21 protein-coding genes are annotated in these 19671 nt (G+C 46.4%); 9 read left to right on the top strand and 12 right to left on the bottom strand.

The window, feature by feature from the left end; all coding sequences use genetic code 11:
- Positions 1-76: 76 nt before the first annotated feature.
- Entirely contained in the window at positions 77-1462 is a 1386-nt protein-coding gene (locus tag QUB16_RS21715; protein ID WP_333319285.1) for a 2-polyprenyl-6-methoxyphenol hydroxylase-like oxidoreductase, read from the top strand.
- Between the two features lie 499 nt (positions 1463-1961).
- On the opposite strand, the gene QUB16_RS21710 is transcribed toward QUB16_RS21715, so the two are convergent.
- Positions 1962-2843, bottom strand: coding sequence for a lysophospholipid acyltransferase family protein (locus QUB16_RS21710; RefSeq protein ID WP_333319283.1), 882 nt, complete (start codon positions 2841-2843; stop codon positions 1962-1964).
- A 728-nt stretch (positions 2844-3571) separates the two neighbouring features.
- On the opposite strand from QUB16_RS21710, the gene QUB16_RS21705 reads away from it, so the two are divergent.
- Entirely contained in the window at positions 3572-3697 is a 126-nt protein-coding gene (locus QUB16_RS21705; RefSeq protein ID WP_333319281.1) for a hypothetical protein, read from the top strand.
- Positions 3698-3954: 257 nt separating this feature from the next.
- Here QUB16_RS21705 and QUB16_RS21700 read toward each other — a convergent pair whose 3' ends face one another.
- The 8 genes from QUB16_RS21700 to groES form a co-directional block, all read right to left on the bottom strand.
- Positions 3955-4146, bottom strand: coding sequence for a hypothetical protein (locus QUB16_RS21700; RefSeq protein WP_333319278.1), 192 nt, complete (start codon positions 4144-4146; stop codon positions 3955-3957).
- A gap of 326 nt (positions 4147-4472) precedes the next feature.
- A complete protein-coding gene (locus QUB16_RS21695) occupies positions 4473-4748 on the bottom strand; it encodes a hypothetical protein (RefSeq protein WP_333319276.1) in 276 nt (91 codons plus the stop codon).
- A gap of 632 nt (positions 4749-5380) precedes the next feature.
- Positions 5381-5620, bottom strand: a complete 240-nt coding sequence (locus QUB16_RS21690; protein ID WP_333319274.1) for a hypothetical protein — start codon at positions 5618-5620, stop codon at positions 5381-5383.
- A complete protein-coding gene (locus QUB16_RS21685; protein WP_333319273.1) occupies positions 5617-6282 on the bottom strand; it encodes a glutathione S-transferase family protein in 666 nt (221 codons plus the stop codon). Before QUB16_RS21685 ends, QUB16_RS21690 begins: the two co-directional genes overlap by 4 nt.
- A 182-nt stretch (positions 6283-6464) precedes the next feature.
- The gene (locus QUB16_RS21680; RefSeq protein ID WP_333140392.1) at positions 6465-6839 is read right to left on the bottom strand and encodes a hypothetical protein; all 375 of its coding nucleotides are present in this window, start codon (positions 6837-6839) and stop codon (positions 6465-6467) included.
- A 167-nt stretch (positions 6840-7006) separates the two neighbouring features.
- The gene (locus QUB16_RS21675) at positions 7007-7318 is read right to left on the bottom strand and encodes a Tse2 family ADP-ribosyltransferase toxin (RefSeq protein ID WP_333319271.1); all 312 of its coding nucleotides are present in this window, start codon (positions 7316-7318) and stop codon (positions 7007-7009) included.
- A 270-nt stretch (positions 7319-7588) separates the two neighbouring features.
- Positions 7589-9229: a chaperonin GroEL gene (groL, locus tag QUB16_RS21670; RefSeq protein ID WP_333130301.1), complete on the bottom strand. Its 1641-nt coding sequence runs from the start codon at positions 9227-9229 to the stop codon at positions 7589-7591.
- Positions 9230-9367: 138 nt separating this feature from the next.
- Entirely contained in the window at positions 9368-9679 is a 312-nt protein-coding gene (groES, locus tag QUB16_RS21665; protein ID WP_006633072.1) for a co-chaperone GroES, read from the bottom strand.
- A gap of 482 nt (positions 9680-10161) precedes the next feature.
- Between groES and QUB16_RS21660 the strand changes: the two genes are divergently transcribed.
- From QUB16_RS21660 to QUB16_RS21630, 7 genes are all read left to right on the top strand, one after another.
- Positions 10162-10587 (top strand): ferredoxin, encoded by a 426-nt coding sequence (locus tag QUB16_RS21660; RefSeq protein WP_333156650.1) that lies wholly within the window; start codon positions 10162-10164, stop codon positions 10585-10587.
- A gap of 649 nt (positions 10588-11236) precedes the next feature.
- Entirely contained in the window at positions 11237-11887 is a 651-nt protein-coding gene (locus QUB16_RS21655) for a response regulator transcription factor (RefSeq protein WP_333105463.1), read from the top strand.
- A 338-nt stretch (positions 11888-12225) separates the two neighbouring features.
- Entirely contained in the window at positions 12226-12747 is a 522-nt protein-coding gene (locus QUB16_RS21650; RefSeq protein WP_006633075.1) for a LabA-like NYN domain-containing protein, read from the top strand.
- Between the two features lie 350 nt (positions 12748-13097).
- Positions 13098-14738, top strand: a complete 1641-nt coding sequence (locus tag QUB16_RS21645; RefSeq protein WP_333319269.1) for a 2-isopropylmalate synthase — start codon at positions 13098-13100, stop codon at positions 14736-14738.
- Positions 14739-14881: 143 nt separating this feature from the next.
- Positions 14882-15682: a methyltransferase domain-containing protein gene (locus QUB16_RS21640; RefSeq protein WP_333319267.1), complete on the top strand. Its 801-nt coding sequence runs from the start codon at positions 14882-14884 to the stop codon at positions 15680-15682.
- A 196-nt stretch (positions 15683-15878) separates the two neighbouring features.
- Positions 15879-16175: an antitoxin family protein gene (locus QUB16_RS21635; RefSeq protein ID WP_333319265.1), complete on the top strand. Its 297-nt coding sequence runs from the start codon at positions 15879-15881 to the stop codon at positions 16173-16175.
- Entirely contained in the window at positions 16169-16636 is a 468-nt protein-coding gene (locus QUB16_RS21630) for a type II toxin-antitoxin system VapC family toxin (RefSeq protein ID WP_333319263.1), read from the top strand. Before QUB16_RS21635 ends, QUB16_RS21630 begins: the two co-directional genes overlap by 7 nt.
- A gap of 157 nt (positions 16637-16793) precedes the next feature.
- Here QUB16_RS21630 and hisC read toward each other — a convergent pair whose 3' ends face one another.
- The 3 genes from hisC to QUB16_RS21615 all read right to left on the bottom strand — a co-directional run bounded on the left by hisC (position 16794) and on the right by QUB16_RS21615 (position 19532).
- Complete coding sequence (hisC, locus tag QUB16_RS21625; protein ID WP_333319261.1) at positions 16794-17840, bottom strand: histidinol-phosphate transaminase; 1047 nt, start codon at positions 17838-17840, stop codon at positions 16794-16796.
- A gap of 127 nt (positions 17841-17967) precedes the next feature.
- Positions 17968-18681 carry a glycerophosphodiester phosphodiesterase family protein gene (locus QUB16_RS21620; protein WP_333319260.1) on the bottom strand — a complete coding sequence of 238 codons (714 nt, stop codon included), beginning with the start codon at positions 18679-18681 and terminating at the stop codon, positions 17968-17970.
- Positions 18678-19532, bottom strand: coding sequence for an alpha/beta hydrolase (locus QUB16_RS21615; RefSeq protein WP_333319258.1), 855 nt, complete (start codon positions 19530-19532; stop codon positions 18678-18680). Before QUB16_RS21615 ends, QUB16_RS21620 begins: the two co-directional genes overlap by 4 nt.
- Between the last annotated feature and the right edge of the window lie 139 nt (positions 19533-19671).

The raw sequence follows: 19671 nt of genomic DNA, 5'->3' as shown, positions 1-19671 counted from the left end.
GGCACACAACCCCAGACAAATTGTTCACAATTCATCAACCAATGCCATAGCAAATTAGCTTTGAAGGGATTCGATCGTGCAGCGAGAAAGTCATGCAATTATTATTGGCGGCAGTTTAGCAGGACTGTTGGCTTCTAGAGTATTAGCAAAACACTTCGATCGAGTAAGTATAGTTGAACGAGATTTTTTTCCAGAAAAACCCGCACCTCGCCCCGGTATTCCTCAATCCCGTCACCTTCACGTCCTTTTAAATCGGGGAAAAATCATCCTAGAAGAGTTTTTTCCCGGCTTGGAAAACGAACTGGTAGCTGCTGGTGCTCCTAGTGTAGATCCGAGGTCGATCGGGTGGTTTAGTCCGGCAGGTTGGGCCCCGCACTTTAGCCCGGATCTAAATGATTTAATTTTGTTCAGTCGGGATTTACTTGATTGGCAAATTCGCCGCCGCTTGGCTGAAAATACGAACGTGCATTTCCTCGAAGGAGGCACAGTAACGGGGTTGCTGGCGAATGCCTCGCGCGCGGAAGTGGCTGGCGTATCGGTGCGTTTTCGCGATCGTCACAACCCGGCTAACATCCATGCAGAGAATTTGTATGCAGATTTAGTAGTCGATGCTGGCGGCAAAGTTTCCAAAACACCTAAATGGTTGAAAAGTTTGGGCTATGAACCTCCGCAAGAAACCGTTATCAATGCTTTTGTCGGCTATGCCAGCCGCATCTATGAAGGCAGCGGTAAATTGTCAGAGACTGCGCCAGTATTTGTGGCAACAGCACCGCCATTTCGCACCCGTGGCGGTGGAATTTTTCCGATCGAAGGCAATCGCTGGTTGGCAATTCTTGCCGGGGGCGATCGCGATTACCCCCCCGCAGACGAAGCAGGTTTTCTAGAATTTGCCCGCACTTTGCCAACCCCGACAATTTATGATGCGATTAAAGACGCAGAAGCCATCACACCAGTTTATAGCTATCGAGGTACAGAAAACCGTTTGCGCCACTACGAAAGCCTCTCCCGCTATCCTGAAAATTTGGCAGTTATCGGCCATGCAGTTTGCGCTTTCAACCCCGTTTATGGCCAGGGAATGACGGTTGCTGCACTGGATGCTCAGATGCTAGATGAATGCCTGCAAAAGCAGCGGCAGCGCTATCCTGAAGGCAATTTAACAGGCTTTGCGCGACAATTTCAACAAAAACTAGCAAAATTACATAAAATTCCTTGGACATTTGCCATCAGTCAGGACTCTCGCTATCCGGGAAGTGAAGGTGCAAAACTCAACCTCGCTACGCGGCTGACAATTGATTACATGGATTTGGTGTTAAAAGTGATGGTCTCAGATGCTAAAATTTGTCAAGCATTTTTGGAAGTTGTGCACATGATTGAGTCGCCGGCTGTACTTTTTTCTCCCAGTATTGCGGTTAAGGCGATCGGGCAATTAGTCAGCGTCCGGCAGAAGGCAGAATTAATATAAATAGTTTATAAGCTGTTGTGCATTTAACTTGTATGTTGAGGGCGGGTTCTCCTGCCCAACCCCCTACTCCCCACAAGAGGAAAAATTTATTTTAATATGCAATTTAAATGCGGATTAGCTTACAGAATCAGGTTAGTTTTGCTAATTCTCTTTTTTCACCGCCGATGAAGGAAGATAAACGCAGATGAACTCCTATTCATCTGCATTTATTTAAGCTGATATTATGTCCGCTTGAACCTGGATTATAAAAAACGTGACTTTTGCGACGGGGCTTTTCGGGTATTTCACGTAATTAAGATGGGTAAAATCCGATTTGGTACCGCAATTGTCGGTTTTTGAAATAAATCATTAGATTTATGGCAAAAAATTTTTGTAGTCACCACTTACCCACAAAATTCAAGAAACCGGGTTTTTTACCCATATCCCTCGCGCTTCACGCTATATAGTCGTAAAAAAAATCGGTTTCTGCAGCCTAGACTAATATAGACTTGTGCAATTCTCAATTCCCAGCCAAACAATCTAATTGTTCTTGCATTTGGGCGGTAACTCGCTCGAAACAAGCATCAACATAATCGCGATCGCGCGCCGCCTCCGAACCGTACCTCTCAAATACAATCGGTTCGCACACGCGCGTCCGAATTTGCACCGGTAAAGGCAGGTTCGGCAAAGGCCCAATACTCAATCCCCAAGGCAATCCCAAATACACCGGAAATACCACCGGATCGATGCCAAATAGCCACGGCATCCCCAATTCATGCAATTGCTTAAGTTGTTCGTACAAATCTGCCAAAACTATCAAAGTATCGTGTGCACCGTGCGATACAATCGGTACAATTGGCGCTTCTTCTCGCAATGCTAATTTGATAAATCCCTTGCGTCCCGCAAAGTAGATTCGATCGCGCAAATGGTGGGGGCGAAAAACATCTTGGGCGCCGCCCGGATAGACGAGAACTGCGGCATTTTTCCGCAAAGCTGCGATCGCCATTTTCGGATGTGCCTTGAGGGCTCCACACTGAACCGCCATGCTAGCAACATCAGGAGAAACTTGCCAAATCGTCGGGTGCATCAATCCGTAGGCTAAGCGTTCCGTGCCGTACCTGCTGAACCATTCGTATAGGAACATAAACATATCTGGAGCGGCTATTCCCCCGTTGTGAGAACCGACAACGAGCATTTTTCCGCTCGCGGGTACGTGGTGCCAGCCGTCGCTTTGTACGCGAAAATAGTAGCGGTACAGCCATTCCCAGATTGGCAACAAAAGCTGAATGAAGTCGGGATTGCGATCGTCTAAAGATAGACCGTCAAAGGGATAGTTAGAGGATTTTCCGTCTTTTTTGTTAGTAGTTTTTGTCACTGCACAAATATTTAACGCTTTGGTCATTATATAGCAGAAGGAAGAAAAGTTTAACTCTCGAATAGAGAAGGCTTTAGTTATTTCGGAAAGAAGGAAGAAGGGAGGAGATTAGTTGGGCTTTTCCTCTCCTTGTGCGTGCGCTAATCCCGATCGCCCTCCCAAAACAAGATTTTTCCTATCATTAATAGGCTCCCATTCCGAGGGAATATCCCGCATTAGTTTTAGCAAGTGAACACATCATAAACATCGAGTGCGGTTGCTATAGCAATATAATTAAATACGGTTCAGATAAGACTGATCCCCCCTAGCCAAGAGGGCGGGCACTCTTGGCACCGCCCCTACAAAGGGGGGGACAAGAAGTTGCTCTTGCGTCCCCCAACAATCAGGGGGATGCGAGGGGGATCTCCGGGGAATTAACAGTGTTAACTGAACTGTATTGCAATATAATTAAATCAGAATTGGCGCAAATATTTGGTTTCTGATTTGAGCAGGCTGCTTTTGTTCGGAGGTTTTGTGCTGGTTGTCTCCACAGGGGCAAAACCGTTTGGAAACAGCTACAGCAACTGTCGCTGATGGCGGGGCGACTTTAGCCACAAAAACACAACTGTGTCTCAAGCCGATAAGTTTCCGTTTTGGAAGATTTTATCAAATTGACGCCAGCCATCGGGTCAAGGCTAGCGATTGGCGCTGTTTGCCACAATTTTAAGTAAGGTACGATCGACAGTTGAGTTATGTCAGCGCGATCGAAGAACTGTATGCGGCTTGTGACACCTCACTACGACGATGGGGTCGATCGCGCCCATCGCCTGTCACTCAGAATCGGGGACTATCTCAACCACAATCTCGCTCTCGAAACTGCCAAGAATTCACATGAAATGTAGCCCCATATTACTCAACTGCAACAACTGACAGCTAAATGGTTTAACGAACACAACAAATGACTTGCAGTCCTAGTAAACTGTCCGGCATTTAAACACTTAACTGTTTACTTTTCCCGTTTACCATTCCCCGACTCGGACACTCTCGCCTTCTCCCTCCCCCACTGTGGCATAATGAGCCATTTATAGGCGTAGCAGCTTTATGTGTCTTCGCTCAACTCACCAAACATTAAATTATATAAATTAAACTTGACTTGCGGTCATAAAAAAGTTATATAAAGCTTTTTTGTGGAAGACAAATCGATTTTTTTGCTATATTGACCTGCAATTAAGATAATGATTGTGGTTAAGTGAGGAGTTGAACGGATGAAAAACTTGAATTGCTGGAATAAGCCCGCTGCATTGCTGGGCGCGATCGCGATCGTAGCCGGAAGTTTGCAGGCGAATGCCATCGGTGTTGCCGCCCCATCAACATCCACTGTCAGTCAAGATGCGGAAAATATTTCCTTTGAAGATAGCGCTACGTTTCAAATAGCCCAGGCTGGCAACCTTTGCCGTAAAGTCACTCCCAAAGAAGGTTTGACAGTTCGCCAGAACCCAGACCCCAAATCCCCTAGAGTGGGCGGGGTAGGACTTAACACTCAGGTAACGCTGTCCCAAGGCGCTACTTCTGTTAAAGCGTCCGACGGTCGCCTCTGGATTCAAATTACCGCTCCCGTCACAGGGTATGTAGCTAGCGGATATCCCAACGACGAAAGTAATTTAGGTTCGTGCACAATTAGTCAAACTCCTGCACCAGCACCAGCGCCCGCACCAGCACCAGCACCAGCGCCCGCACCAGCACCAGCGCCAGCACCAGCACCAGCACCAGCACCAGCACCAGCACCCGCACCAGCACCAGCACCAGCACCAGCACCAGCACCAGCACCAGCACCAGCACCAGCGCCCGCACCAGCACCAGCACCAGCACCGGCACCAGCACCGGCACCCGCACCCGCACCAGCGCCCGCACCAGCACCAGCACCAGCACCTGCACCAGCACCAGCACCAGCAACGGGCCCCGTAAGTCTGTGCCGGCAAGTAGAACCTCGCGTAGCGCCGAGGGGTCTAGCTATCCGCACTGAGCCTTCAAGGACTGCTGCGGTTAAAGGCGGTGTACCGGCTAACGGTCAAGTAACGCTTGTACCGAATTTCCAGTTAGTGAAAGATAAGAATGGAGAAAACCGCAATTGGGTTGAGATTTCAGCCCCTGTGGCCGGATTCATCTCCGCTGGAAATTTGATCATGTGCAAGTAAACTTGTGAGTTCGATCGCTCTTTTTGACTAAAAGAGCGATCGACACCGAAAATAGTTTTAAGAAATGAGAATTAAATAACTTCCACAAGTTTGTGGGATGGGCGTCCCGCCCGTCCAGAAAAGACGGGCGGGACGCCCATCCCACAATAGCAATTAAAATTGTAAGTTATTTAATTCGCGATCCTAAGTTATTGTCGCGCAGCCGGGGAACAACGCGGAGCCCAGATTGCTTCGATGACTTACCCAGGAATAACTTATTTCTGTCGCGAGTCAGCCGTAGCGAATTTTTCTTGGCCTCTGTTTTTCATCATCGGTTGCGTAAAGTCCTAGCTTCCTTCCTCGCAACGCATCCGGGGTGAAGAAATTTAAGCAAAAAGCCGATCGACCTTTCTACTGACAGCGGCCGCTTGCCCAATTTTGGTGTCCGCGATTTGGTTGACACTTCGATTGTCGGCCAATCCAGACAATTTCCCCCTTATTTTGCCTGAGTCTGAGTTCGATGCGGTGTTTAGCGTTAATTGCTTCGTAGTTCGATCGGGTGGCGGGCTGCCCCATTGCTGCGATGGGAATTTGGATGCAGGTGAAAACAGCTAGGAAAAAGAGCGATCGCTTGACAATTGATTGGTTCATGAGGCTTCAGCTTGTGCGAGAAACTTTTGTCTCCGAGATGCGAAAGCCGCCAAATCTGCCTCGGTGAATTGAGTTTGCTGCCATGAGGGGCGGGCAAGCAGTCGATCGCACCAAGCTTGAATTTTTGGATAACCGTCTATGGATACACCAACCTGCGACGACAGCAAAGGCACGACGGTACCGGCAGTGCACTCGGCAAACGTCACATTGTTGCTACCGAAAAAAGGGCGATCGTCCAGTAAGCCTTCAAAGAATGCCAGCACAGTATTGACTTTTTCCTTAGCCTTTGCGATTTCCTGCGGTTGGGGAGTTCCCCATCCCATTTTTTCACTGCTGAGGGGGTAAAGTGCCGGCGCAAGTTCGTTAACCGTGACCAATTCTACCATTTTCACAACTGCCAAATCTTGCGGATCTTTCGGCAGCATTGCCGGTTCTGGATACTTCGTTTCTAGATAGTCAAGAATTGCCAGAGACTCGAAGACGGTGAAGCCATCATCGACCAAAACAGGGATGCGGTGAAAAGGATTCATTGCCACAAATTCCGACTGCAAGTGATCGCCGTCCAAGTGGATTTCTATTAATTCAAAATCGAGGTTTTTTTCTAAAATGGCGACCCACACGCGGCGGGAGTTGGTGGAAATGGGAGTGTGATAAAGTTTCATGATGATTGTGGTGGTTGTTGAAACGTCTTAAAAACTAAATAAAAATTCCCTTAATTCCTTAACATCTGCAGAATTTCGCTGCTGCTAATTGTGATGGTGGCTGACATTTGCCTGATCTCTGCTCACTTTACGATTAATCAGTATATCTCCCACCAACTTCTAAAGCTCCTTTTATTGGCGGATTATTGGCTCATATTGACTTCCTGACGCACAGACGAGGTAATCGCCTCTACTAGAAATAATCGCTCACTAAGTGACAAATTCCTGGTTAATTCTACCAATTCTTGAAACGATATTTTTTTGGATATTTCTGAAAATTTATCATTCTGAGCTGGCGAAGAAACCTCACCATAACTTAAAGTTTTGACTGAAGTATTCTGAGCTAAAGTTGTCGTCATGTCTGCGTGGAGAAGCTCTAAAAATTTAATATCGTTCCCTAGATCGGCAGCCTCATCCTCATCTACATCTTCAATTACTTGCAAACGTTCTTTATAGGCATTGATTTGATGTTCAATGGCTTCTATAATAAACCTTAAATCTTTAAATGATAAATTCATGATACTTGCCTTGGTAAGAATAAATACTCATTGGCCGACTTGAGTTGAAAATACCCAAAAGATTATTTTTTCCGATGCAGGTAATTTGATATAAAAAACTAATCAAATATACTATTAATTATATTAGGAGGTTGGGTTTATCTACTTACACCCAACCTCCTCTTAACTTATTCTATTTTACAGAAAAATGTGCCTATGAGGTGAAGTGCCTCTTTGTATTTTTCTAGAGTCATCGGTCTACTGGGCTGGAATAACCAATGACCGGGACGGTCATTCACTAATTCCAGTTCTGGTGGAATGTCAGTGCCGAGGTCTAATTTATACCAATTTTTTCCTGAGCCTGGACTCTCAAAGGTTGATATTCCTTCTGACCGAGACATTCCTCCTGACAACCTTCCTTCTTCTAAAGTAGGCATAACCCATAATTCATCTTGCTGTTCATAAACGGTAATATCTTTATTGGGTCTGACATTATCCATTCTAGGTGAACTAGCATTCCCCTGTCGATACAGCGCAACGGGTGTTTTAGGCATCTTTAATCTCCTGAAATTGTAAAAAATTAACTGTCACGCAGGGTTAGGTTTTTGGGTATAACCTCGCATGTGAGTACAGAGGCACGGGGGCCTTATAGATTGAGCGTTTAGTTAATTTCGCTTCAGAGTTAAAGTTATGCCTATGCTAAAAACCGTTACCAAAATAACAGGGCAGACCCTAAAGCCCGCCCCATCAAACGATCGACTATCGATTAATTAGTAATCGAAGTCGCCGCCGCCCATGCCGCCGCCAGCGCCAGCAGCAGCGCCATCCTTCGGTTCAGGCTTGTCAACGACGATACACTCGGTTGTCAGCACCATACCAGCAATAGATGCGGCATTTTGCAGAGCAGAACGAGTCACCTTCGCAGGGTCAACGATACCAGCTTCAAACATATCGACAAACTCATTTGTCGCTGCGTTGAAACCAACGTTGAACGGCTTTTCTTTGACGCGCTCAGCAATCACAGCGCCATTCAAACCAGCATTTTCAGCAATCCGCTTCAGAGGAGCAGCCAGAGCCCGTGCCACAATCAAAGCACCGGTCAATTCTTCGCCCTTCAGAGTGCTATTAGCCCACTCTTCCAATTGAGGAGTCAGGTGAGCCAAAGTTGTACCGCCACCAGGAACAATTCCTTCTTCTACTGCAGCTTTGGTTGCGTTGATCGCATCTTCAAGACGCAGTTTGCGATCCTTCATTTCTGTTTCGGTAGCCGCGCCCACTTTGATGACTGCGACGCCGCCAGCCAATTTGGCCAAACGTTCTTGCAGCTTTTCTTTGTCGTAGGAAGACTCGGTTTCGTCCATTTGACGGCGAATTTGTTCGCAGCGGGACTTGACGGCGGCTTCGTTACCTTCGGCAACAATTGTGGTGCTGTCTTTGGTGATGGTGATGCGGCGAGCTTTGCCGATCATGTCGAGCTTGGTATTTTCCAGTTTCAAACCGGCATCTTCGGTGATTAGTTGACCGCCGGTCAATACGGCGATATCTTCTAACATGGCTTTGCGTCGATCGCCAAAACCGGGTGCTTTAACAGCAGTCACGTTCAACACACCGCGCAGTTTGTTGACAACGAGGGTAGCTAGAGCTTCTTTCTCAATGTCTTCTGCAATGATCAACAGCGGGCGGCCGGAACGAGCTACTTGTTCGAGCACAGGTACTAAATCTTGTACCAGAGCGATTTTCTTGTCTGTCAGCAAGATGAAGGGTTCTTCGAGAATCGCTTCCATCCGTTCGGTGTCGGTGACGAAGTAGGGAGAAATGTAGCCTTTGTCGAAGCGCATCCCTTCGGTGATTTCCAATTCGGTGGTCATCGACTTCCCTTCTTCCAGGGAAATCACGCCTTCTTTGCCCACCTTGTCCATTGCGTTGGCAATCATTTGACCGACTTCATCGTCGTTACCAGCAGAGATGGAGCCGACTTGAGCGATGGCTTTGGAATCTTCTACTTGTTTGGCGTGTTCGGCAATTTTTTCTACCAAAAACGTGGTTGCTTTGTCAACACCGCGCTTGAGGGCGATCGCATTTGCGCCGGCTGCTACGTTACGCAAACCTTCTTTGACCATTGCGTGAGCCAAAACGGTAGCAGTTGTGGTGCCGTCGCCTGCTGCGTCGTTGGTTTTGGAAGCTGCTTGACGGATCAGGGCAACGCCTGTATTTTCTACGTGGTCTTCTAGTTCGATTTCTTTGGCGATGGTAACACCGTCATTGACGATCTGAGGAGCTCCGAATTTCTTTTCGAGAACCACGTTACGGCCTTTGGGGCCGAGGGTTACGGCCACTGCTTCGGCCAAAATGTCCATACCGCGTTCGAGGGCGCGACGTGCATTTTCGTTGTAGATGATACGCTTAGCCATAGTTTTTGGGGATTTGAGGGTTTGAGATTTTGGATTGGGGATGATGGATTTTAGTCATTTGCCCCGTGTCATTAGTTGTTTGGCGGCGTTCGCTTTAAACTAATGACTGATGACTAAGGACTGATGACTAATGATTAATTAGTTAACGATCGCCAGAATGTCTTTTTCTGCAAGCAAGACGTATTCGTCAGTGCCGAGTTTGATGTCGGTGCCGGCGTACTTCGAGTAGAGAACTTTGTCGCCGACTTTGACTTCCATTTCTGTGCGGCTGCCGTCGTCATTGCGCTTGCCGGGGCCCACGGCCGCGACTTCGCCTACTTGGGGCTTTTCCTTAGCTGTGTCGGGCAGAAGGATGCCGCCGGCGGTTTTTTCTTCGCTAGCGCTTACTTTCACGAACACGCGCTCGCCTAACGGTTTAACGGTAGAAACACTCAGTGATACTGCTGCCATAAATAAATCTCCAGATTACAGATTGTCGTGAGTCAGTCGTCAGGGGTCACGATGAAAGCAACAGCGGACTACTTACAACTGACATATTAGCACTCTCGGCTCCTGAGTGCTAATTTAGCTTTAGTCAGGGGCGATCGCAACTTAGTTGTCAGTACGGGTTCCCGAACCGAGAATGAGTTGGAGCGAAGGAGAGGGGGGAGTGCAGGGCGGTTTCATTCTCTGTAGGGGCTGCCCCCCGTGGCTGCCCCCATGTCCCAAACGCCTGTGCAGTCGTCTGTGGCGGGTAGGCACGGGGGGGTAGGCACGGGGGGGTAGGCACGGGGGGGTAGGCACGGGGGGGTAGGCACGGGGGGGTAGGCACGGGGGCACTACCCCTACAGAGTCAAAATTCATGTTTTTGGTGAGAATGAAACAGCCCTGGGAGTGGGGGCTGTGATGATGACTTTCGATCGCTAACCAATTACTGTTGACGAATGAATAAAATGCTTGAAAATAACGATGAATCTTGCAGCCAAGGCTTGAGCGCTTGCGTCCAAAGCCTGGGAATCCCTCAAATCGAGCGGCATATTTTTATCTGTGCCGACCAAACCGTGCCCAAGTGCTGCGATCGGCAAACCAGTCTGGAGGCGTGGAATTACTTAAAAAAACGCTTGCAAGAATTGGGGCTCGACAAGCCAAGTGCCACTCGACCAACCTGCGTCTTTCGCACCAAAGCCAATTGCCTGCGAGTGTGCGCGTCTGGCCCGATTATGGTAGTCTATCCAGACGGAGTGTGGTATCGCGACGTTACTCCCCCCGTCATTGAGAGAATTATTCAGGAACATCTCCTAAACTCAAAGGTCGTTCAAGAATACGCTTTCTTAACTCATCCTTTGCCTGTGCCTCCTGATGCACAGCAAAACATTTAAGTATAGCGCTGTTTAAAGTACAGGGTTATAGGTAAAGTGTTAAATTTAAGGTTAAGGGTGAGAATTTGAGACAGTTTGGCGTCCGGGCGATCGCACCTGCTACAGCTCAATAAAACTGTAGTTAGGTTCTTGTCTTCCCTGTGCGCCTTCCCGTGTTCCTTGTGTTTCTCAAAAGGTACAGTAAAAAAAATCGATCGGATGAACTGTGAAATTTTGTGCAAAAATTTCTCAGTGGCCGACACTAAGCAGGTTGCCAAACTACACTAGAAACAGTTAAATACGTAAGTAGGGAGTCTGCTTAAATTTCTCTATATCAGAAGTATCATTTAAAACCGGGGCATTAACCTGAAATTGAACCGATCGAGATTAAATATTTAACTTGGGCTCTGTTAGGGAATCTCCAATCAATCAAGGCTGATCTTGACAGGGCGATCGTCCATTACAGGTTTGGGCTGCATTCCAGGTCGTAAGACACTCACAAACAGCCGTCAATTATAGGTTGGAAAGCGGTAATACCCGCCCCGCTTTCCCTCACCGCCATCCCTTCAGTCGATCGTCGTCCTCCACTCCCAGCCTGGTGGCGGGGGACTGAAAGAAAAAACCGAAGTGAAAACAAGGAAGTGTGCGGGATACTTTAGCGGGAATAAACATGACAAAGGACAATAATTCAGGAGAGCAAAAACGGCTGATGCTGGTTGACGATGACCCGAACTTGATCTTGCTCGTCAAGGACTACTTGGAGTTTCGGGGTTACAACGTCATTACAGCAGAAAACGGCAGAGACGCTCTGGAAAAACTAGAACAAGAAGTTCCCGACTTGATTATCTGCGACGTGATGATGCCGGAAATGGACGGCTACACTTTAGTCAAACACATCAGAGAAGACCCTCGCACTAGCTGGATTCCGGTTCTGTTCTTGTCGGCAAAAGGTCAAAGTTCAGACCGAGTAAAAGGCTTGAGCACTGGGGCTGACGTTTATATAGTCAAGCCTTTTGAACCAGAAGAACTGGTAGCCCAAGTGGAATCTTCTCTGAAAGCTGCCTCCCGCTTGATTCGCCACTCAAATCCCGGTATAGAGAGTGGCACAAAAATTAAGGCGCGCCGCAATGTCGAATTGACTCCCACTGAGTTAAAGGTGGTACAGTTGCTAGCGCAGGGTATGGCAAACCGCCAGATCGCAGACGTGATGAATGTCAGCCAGCGGACTATCGAAAGCCACGTCAGCAATATGCTGGGCAAAACAGGTCTGCACAACCGGACAGAGTTAGCTCGCTGGGCTCTTGAAAGCAAAAAGGCTTAAGCGGAGGTAGTCTGCGCTATGAAATCAGGGAGCAAAATCTACTGCTATGCGCTGGGCGTATGCCTGAAGAGGCGGTAGGGCGGTGGGCGCGGTAGTTTGAAGGCGCCATTAACCTTGACACGGCAGCCGGTATTGAGTTACTAGGCGTATAGTTTGTGAGGGCCCCTCGCTCAAATGCAAGCAGGGTTAAAAGAACCCTCTGGCGGTAGAGCCGAAAATATGAAATACTGGGGAGATGGAGTTTTCTGAAGTCTAATCTATTGCCTCAGTTAGCTCCATGTTGCTAAAATGTGATATTTAGATTAACTTCTTTCTACAATTATTAGGTCTAAGTTTCTATGACAAACTTAATGAACCGCCTTTCTATTTTTGTGGACGGGAACAATATGTTCTACGCTCAACAAAAGAACGGTTGGTTTTTTGATCCTCGCAGGGTGCTCGAATATTTCAAAACTTCGCAGCCGAATGTCATCTTGATCAATGCTTTCTGGTATACGGGCCTGAAAGACCCCCAAGATCAAAGGGGATTTCGAGATGCTTTGATCAGTCTGGGTTACACGGTTCGCACTAAAATTCTTAAGGAATATTACGACGATGCTTCGGGCAGATATTCTCAAAAGGCTAATTTAGACATAGAGATTGTGGTTGATATGTTTAATACCGTGGATCAGTACGACCAAGTTGTGCTGTTTAGCGGCGATGGAGATTTTGAGCGGGCGATCGAGCTGCTGCGATCGAAAAATACTCATATTACTGTGGTATCCACCGAAGGAATGATTGCTAGAGAGTTACGAAATGCTACAGATAGGTATATAGACCTAAATGAAATTAGGGAACATATCGAGAAGATGGATTATTAGTCAGTAGTTATTAGTCATTAGTCAGTAGTCATTAGTCAGTAGTCATTAGTCAGTAGTTATTAGTCATTAGTCAGTAGTTATTAGTCATTAGTCAGTAGTTATGGGTTATGGGTTATTAATTATTCGTTATTGGCGCGAGACAGGGGACTGGTGACCCCGCCCAAAAACGCATACTTGCTTTCCGATAGGAGTCGCCAGTAGCCCAAAATTTTAGACTAAGGTTCAAGTTCCCAGATTCATCTGTGGAGTAAATCTAAAATCTAAAATCTAAAATCTAAAATCGACTGACTGGAGGCTAAAAATCTAGAAAAACGGACAAGTAAGAATCAGGAAAACACTTTTTTAGAGCTATGAAAACTCAACCAAGTCAAGACCGGATTATTATTTTCGATACGACTTTGCGGGACGGAGAACAATCTCCGGGTGCATCTCTGAATGTGGATGAAAAGCTGACTATTGCCCGCCAGTTAGCGAGATTGGGCGTGGATGTGATTGAAGCGGGTTTCCCTTTCACCAGCACGGGAGATTTTGAGGCAGTCCAAAAAATAGCCCGATCGGTGGGCACAGAAAATGGGCCGACAATTTGCGGTTTAGCAAGGGCGAGAAAGGAGGATATTAAAACAGCAGCCGAGGCTCTGAAACCAGCCGTAAATTCGCGAATTCATACGTTTCTGGCTACGTCTGATATTCACTTGGAGTATAAGCTGAAAAAGACGCGGGCTGAGGTTCTGGAAATTGTGCCGGAAATGGTGGCTTACGCTAAGTCTTTTGTGGATGATGTGGAGTTTTCGCCGGAAGATGCTTGTCGATCGGAACCGGAGTTTTTGTATCAGGTTCTAGAACGGGCGATCGCAGCCGGTGCCACTACTGTTAATATTCCCGATACTGTAGGCTACACGACTCCCAGCGAGTTTGGGGCTTTGATTCGGGGAATTAAGGAAAATGTGCCGAATATCGATCGCGCAATTATTTCGGTGCACGGTCACAATGACTTAGGATTGGCTGTTGCTAACTTTTTGGAAGCTGTGAAAAATGGCGCCAGACAGTTAGAATGCACGATTAACGGGATTGGCGAACGCGCGGGCAATGCGGCTCTGGAAGAGTTGGTAATGGCGCTTTACGTGCGGCGTCAATATTATAATCCGTTCTTGGGAAGGGCTGCGGATTCTGAGGAACCGCTGACAAATATTGACTCGCGCCAAATTTACAAAACCTCGCGCTTGGTTTCCACTTTGACGGGGATGTTGGTGCAGCCAAATAAGGCGATTGTCGGGGCAAATGCTTTCGCCCACGAGTCGGGAATTCACCAAGACGGAGTGCTGAAAAATAAGCGGACATACGAGATTATGGACGCTGAGTCGATCGGCTTAACTGAAAATCAAATCGTGTTGGGTAAATTATCCGGGCGCCACGCATTTCACACTCGCTTGAAAGAGTTGGGTTTTCAAATGGCCGACGATGAGCTAAATAAGGCTTTTGTCAAGTTTAAAGATTTGGCAGACAAGAAAAAAGAGATTACTGATTGGGATTTAGAGGCGATCGCCAACAACGAAGTGCACCAAGCACCGGAACTATTCCGCTTAGAATTGGTGCAAGTTTCCTGCGGCGACAAATCTCGCCCGACAGCAACTGTCACTGTACGGAATCCGGCGGGCGAAGAATTGACCGATGCTGCGATCGGCACTGGGCCTGTAGATGCAATTTACAGGGCAATTAACCGGGTGGTAAACGTACCGAACGAGTTGATCGAGTTTTCTGTACAATCGGTAACAGCGGGCATAGATGCGATCGGCGAAGTAACAATTCGCTTGCGCCACGAAGGCAAAGTATTTTCCGGTCACTCAGCAAATACCGACATTATCGTAGCCTCTGCAGAAGCATACATCAGCGCTTTAAATCGCCTGTATCAGGCATTGCAGCATACTACGGAAAAATCCTCGGAACAGCCAACTCCGATCGGAAATCAAGTTGTTGCAGAAGCACAGCGCTGATAAATTTATTGTCAGCCATTTTTCTTGAAACAAACCGCAGACGAACGCACATAACAGCAGATATATCTAAATAAATCTGCGTTAATCCCCGTTTATCTGCGGTTTAAAATTACTTTTTTTTACCAATAACCAACTCTTGAAAAATGCAAGACGAAACTTTAAAAAAAGAGCGGCAATTCCACGATGCTTGGGCATCCACAATCGATATTGACGGCATTCGAGTTAATGATTACTTTGAAGCTTGCACCGCCCCAGAAAATAGATTTATCGTCCAGCAAATGGGCGATATTACAGGCAAACGGCTGTTAGATTTAGGCTGCGGCGCGGGAGAAAACAGCGTTTATTTTGCTAAAAAAGGTGCAAATTGTGTGGCTGCCGACTATTCTCAGGGAATGGTAGAAGTTGCTCTGAAATTGGCAGAGAAAAACGGCGTCAAAATAGAGGGCTGCACGGTGAATGCAATGGCGCTAGATTTCCCGGACAATAGTTTTGATATTGTTTATGCTTCTAATTTGTTGCACCATTTGCCGGAACCGGAAAAGGCTATTCGCGAAATGCACCGGGTACTAAAACCGGGGGGAAAAGCTTGTTTCTGGGACCCGATGAAGCACAATCCGGTTATTAATGTTTACCGCAGGATGGCTACTGAGGTGCGAACGGAGGATGAAACTCCTTTGGATATTAATATTGTGAATTTTGTCAAGTCTTTGTTTTCCAAGACGGCTTACGATACGTTTTGGCTGACATCGCTTTGGATTTTTTTGCGCTTTTATTTGATAGAAAAAGTGCATCCCAATGAGGAGCGTTATTGGAAAAAGATTATCATTGAAGAAGAGAGATTGAAACCGGAATACTCTCGGTTGGAAGGGTGGGATGGATTTTTGAAGAAGTTGCCTTTGATGAAGCGCTTGGCTTGGAATTTGGCTGTGGTGGCAACGAAGTAAGCTGTCGCGCATTTCACTGGTTCCTAGGCTTTGCCTGGGAACTGATATCTAGAGGCTCTGCCTCGCTTTTGGAGAAGGAAAATAGGAGGCTGAGCCTCCGGGTCTGTGTTACCAGGCAGAGCCTGGGAACAAGAAAACAAGAAATAGTTTTGAGTTAAAGTACAATAAGTCAAAGCATTTAATTAAGAGGCTAATTATGCCAGAAACTATTACTGCTATCTACGAAAACGGGGTTTTTCGTCCCTTGAGTCCTTTGTCATTGAATGATGGGGAAACTGTGCAGATTCAACTCTGGCCAGATGATCCAAAAAAGCAGGCAGAATTGGCAATCCAGTTTTTAGTTGACCGAGGATTGGTGACTCCACTACCTAACAATCCCGATAACGTCGAGGCTGTCACCGATGAAGATGTGTATGAATTGGCTAAAAGGTTAGGGGCCAAACCGGGCAAGCCTCTATCAGAAATGATTATCGAGGATCGCGGCCCGTGGTAAACATTTATTTTTTGGATAGCAGCGCCCTCATCAAAAGATATGTGGTTGAAATTGGCAGCCCTTGGATAAAAACGCTCACGGATTCCCAGACTGGTAACTCGCTGCTTCTAGTCCGCATCACCTGGGTGGAAGTTCTTAGTGCTTTTGCACGCAGACAACGTGAGGGCGGTATAACTGCTGCGGAAGTTGCTGCACTTATTGCAAAGTTTCGCTCTGAATTCAATAGTCGGTATAGAGTTATCGAAGTTGATCTGGCACTGGTTGAAAGGGCGGGTGAACTGATTGTTCAATATCCACTGCGGGCTTATGATGCTGTGCAATTGGCGGCTGCTTTGCGCGTTCAATCTGTTTTAACATCAATGCCAGAAACTCGACTAATTTTTGTTTCGGCGGACAACAGATTGCTGGATATTGCTCTGTCGGCAGGGTTGGCTATTGATAATCCTAATAATTATCCGTGAAAGGGCGACGATCGTGTCATCCGATTTTAGATTTTAGATTACACAGTTCGCGATCGCACTCCGACAAAGAAACCGGGTTTTTTACCGAATCTGCGGGTAGACTAGAAGTATTTTCGTAAAAAAACCCGGTTTCTGGACGCCCATGCGTAAATCCTAATTAAAGGATTTCTTTCAAAGTTTTAACCAATATTTGATTCTGTTCCTCCGTACCTACACTAATCCGCAATTTGTCTTCTAATCGCGGCTGATTGAAATATCGAATCAATATTCCCCGTACTTTCAGTGTTTGATAAATTCTTTCTGCATCGCCGTTTGGTGGCCTAACTAACAAAAAGTTGGTTTGCGAGGGCCAAACTTCAAAGCCTAATTCCTGGAAGCTAACGGCTAGTTTTGCTCGCGAAGCCTTAATCTTTTCGGCGTTGGCTGTTTTGTGGTCTCGATCGGCGATCGCAGCCGCCCCCACTGCATAAGCTAAAGCATCCACATTATAGCTGTCTTTGATTTTATTTAATTCTGCCAGCAGCGCCGGATTTGCTATAGCAAAACCAAGCCTCAATCCTGCTAGGGAATAACCTTTTGAAAGCGTCCTCAAAACTATAACATTACTGTACTTTTTTGTCAAGTTCAAAGCATTATCTTCGGCGAAATCTACATAAGCTTCGTCGATGACAAGAATGCCCGATAACTCTTTAGCCAGTTTCTCCAAATCGGCAACAGATATGGCGGTTCCCGATGGACTGTTTGGCGAAGCTATAAATGTCACTGCACCCTGGGCTGCTATTAGCAAATCGACTGGTAACTTGTAGTCATCGGGATAAGGAACTTCAATAAATTCTGCATCTTGAATTTCTGCCAAAGTGCGGTACAATACATAGGTTGGCGCGGGACAAACAATTTGTTTCCCAGATTCCCCCACAGCGCGAACTATCAAGTTTAATAAATCATCGCTGCCGTTACCTACAATAATCCAATCGTCAGCAACTCCCAAAACTTGACTAGCAGCAATGCGGAAAACTTTGCCCGTTGGATCGGGATAGCGCCGCAGCATTTCTCCGTCTATTTCCTGAAGCACTTTTAAGGCTTTGGGAGAAGGCGGATAGGGATTTTCATTAGAATTTAGTTTAATAATTTTTGTGCCTAGCGGTGGCTGTTCCCCCGGCACATAGCCAGACATTTCGTGGATGCTTTTGCGAAAGTAATTCATCTATTAATTGAGTTTTGTGGAACGGGCATCTTGCCCGTTCTTGATAATGGTGCAAGATATATTGAGTTTTGTGGAACGGGCATCTTGCCCGTTCTTAATAATGATGCAAGATATCAAGTTAAAAAGATCATATCAAACAATTAGTGACTATCCGCGTTATACCCAAATCAATTAACTTTTGCATATCCGCTCGATCGTCCACCGTCCAGGCCACAATGTCAACTCCCTGACTCCGGCTTTCTTGAATTAGTGCGGTGTTTTCCAGCAACACGCGATACTGACTGCTAATCACATTATCCTGATGCGCCACAGCTTGAGCAAATTGAGTTTTGTATGCTTCTAGATTAGCAACAATGTGTCCGATCGCCAAATCGCCAGATAGCCGCCGCACTTGTTCCAGAAATTTATCGTTAAAAGAGGTAATAACGCATTTGTGTTGGATTTCTTCGCCCTTCAAAGTATTGACAAAATCCGCGACTTCTGCATCCGACCATTCGCAGTGCGGTTTGACATCAAAGTAAAGAAATTTGTCAACATTTTTGAGGATAGCTAATGATTCTTTTAAGGTAGGAATTTTTTCTTGTGAAAATTCATCGCTAAACCATTTTCCCGCATTAAGTGTCTGCAATTGAGACAGAGTGTTTTCCCTAACTTTGCCAGAAACTCCAGTGATTCTATCTAATGTTGCGTCGTGAAAAATCACCGGTACGTTATCGGCGGATAGCTGGATGTCAAATTCGATCGAATGAGATCCACGGGCGATCGCCCGTTCAAAAGCTGCTAAAGTATTCTCCGGGGCGATCGCCGAAAATCCCCGATGTGCGATAATTTCTAAATTCACTGTCTTGTGCCCTCTAAAAAATCTGCCACAGTTTGATTAAAAGTTTCCGGTTGAGTCAAAAAAGACCAGTGATTCCCCGGTACTTTTGCAACGGTAAGATTTTTCAAGTATGTCTTGTATGGCTGCATTTGCCAAGCCATGCGATTTACGCCTTTTTCCGGCTGTACAAACAAAGTCTGGATATCAATATTTTCAGTTAAACCGGCAACTTTCATCACTTCTGCAAATATCTGATTTCTGGCTGCAATCGCAAATTTACTGCCCCAACTTCCGTCCGATTTTTCTTCGATTTGCTGTTGGAATACCATTTGCTGCAAGTCACTCCAATCTGCGTATTCTCCCGATTGTTTTGCTGCTGCTTCTGCTTGGGATAAAGTCGCAAACGGGCCCACACATTTGAGACAGTCTAATTTTCGGTAAACAATTGGCAGGGTGAGTTTCATCGCCGCAGGCATTTTGGTGATGAAGATGGGGTCTACTAAAATCATACTGCAAAAGCGATCGGGATTTTGCCTCGCCCAAATCGCTGCTAGTTTGCCCGTCCAAGAATGTCCTAAAATGTGGGCGTCTGGCCAGTTGAGATGTGCCATCAAAGCTTCTAAATCTGCGATCGCACTTTCAAAAGTATAGCCGATTTTTGGTTTGCTACTTTCTCCGTGACCGCGCATATCTGGCGCTACAATATGATAGCGGTTGGACAAGTAATTGCCCAAGTTAGTCCAGACACACGCACTATCTGCTAAACCGTGTAACAGCAGCAAACGGGGAGATTTTTCGGACACACTTTCTGGCTGCCATTCTAGGTATGAAAGTTCGAGTTCTGGTAATGGTAAAGTCTTACGATTTGGCATAATTAGGGTATTTTATAGGTGGATAAATGTGATTTAACTTTTTTAGGAACAGGCAAGATGCCTGTTCCACAAAGAGTGAATTTTATTGTACGGTTTTCCTCAACAGGCTTTCGGGTCTGTTTCACAAAGAATAAATCTT

Origin of the sequence: Microcoleus sp. D3_18a_C4 (assembly GCF_036702415.1) — a bacterium.
Taxonomy (GTDB): Bacteria; Cyanobacteriota; Cyanobacteriia; order Cyanobacteriales; family Microcoleaceae; genus Microcoleus.
The sequence above is the reverse complement of the archived record's forward strand: the minus strand, read 5'-3'. Positions and strand labels throughout refer to the sequence as shown.

Bases quoted from the DNA above. Each gene is read 5' to 3' on its own strand.
- QUB16_RS21710 (WP_333319283.1), bottom strand. From the start codon at position 2,843: ATGACCAAAGCGTTAAATATTTGTGCAGTGACAAAAACTACTAACAAA.
- QUB16_RS21705 (WP_333319281.1), top strand. From the start codon at position 3,572: ATGCGGCTTGTGACACCTCACTACGACGATGGGGTCGATCGCGCCCAT.
- QUB16_RS21700 (WP_333319278.1), bottom strand. From the start codon at position 4,146: ATGGCATTCGCCTGCAAACTTCCGGCTACGATCGCGATCGCGCCCAGC.
- QUB16_RS21690 (WP_333319274.1), bottom strand. From the start codon at position 5,620: ATGAACCAATCAATTGTCAAGCGATCGCTCTTTTTCCTAGCTGTTTTC.
- QUB16_RS21685 (WP_333319273.1), bottom strand. From the start codon at position 6,282: ATGAAACTTTATCACACTCCCATTTCCACCAACTCCCGCCGCGTGTGG.
- QUB16_RS21680 (WP_333140392.1), bottom strand. From the start codon at position 6,839: ATGAATTTATCATTTAAAGATTTAAGGTTTATTATAGAAGCCATTGAA.
- QUB16_RS21675 (WP_333319271.1), bottom strand. From the start codon at position 7,318: ATGGATAATGTCAGACCCAATAAAGATATTACCGTTTATGAACAGCAA.
- groL (WP_333130301.1), bottom strand. From the start codon at position 9,229: ATGGCTAAGCGTATCATCTACAACGAAAATGCACGTCGCGCCCTCGAA.
- groES (WP_006633072.1), bottom strand. From the start codon at position 9,679: ATGGCAGCAGTATCACTGAGTGTTTCTACCGTTAAACCGTTAGGCGAG.
- QUB16_RS21660 (WP_333156650.1), top strand. From the start codon at position 10,162: ATGCTTGAAAATAACGATGAATCTTGCAGCCAAGGCTTGAGCGCTTGC.
- QUB16_RS21655 (WP_333105463.1), top strand. From the start codon at position 11,237: ATGACAAAGGACAATAATTCAGGAGAGCAAAAACGGCTGATGCTGGTT.
- QUB16_RS21650 (WP_006633075.1), top strand. From the start codon at position 12,226: ATGACAAACTTAATGAACCGCCTTTCTATTTTTGTGGACGGGAACAAT.
- QUB16_RS21645 (WP_333319269.1), top strand. From the start codon at position 13,098: ATGAAAACTCAACCAAGTCAAGACCGGATTATTATTTTCGATACGACT.
- QUB16_RS21640 (WP_333319267.1), top strand. From the start codon at position 14,882: ATGCAAGACGAAACTTTAAAAAAAGAGCGGCAATTCCACGATGCTTGG.
- QUB16_RS21635 (WP_333319265.1), top strand. From the start codon at position 15,879: ATGCCAGAAACTATTACTGCTATCTACGAAAACGGGGTTTTTCGTCCC.
- hisC (WP_333319261.1), bottom strand. From the start codon at position 17,840: ATGAATTACTTTCGCAAAAGCATCCACGAAATGTCTGGCTATGTGCCG.
- QUB16_RS21615 (WP_333319258.1), bottom strand. From the start codon at position 19,532: ATGCCAAATCGTAAGACTTTACCATTACCAGAACTCGAACTTTCATAC.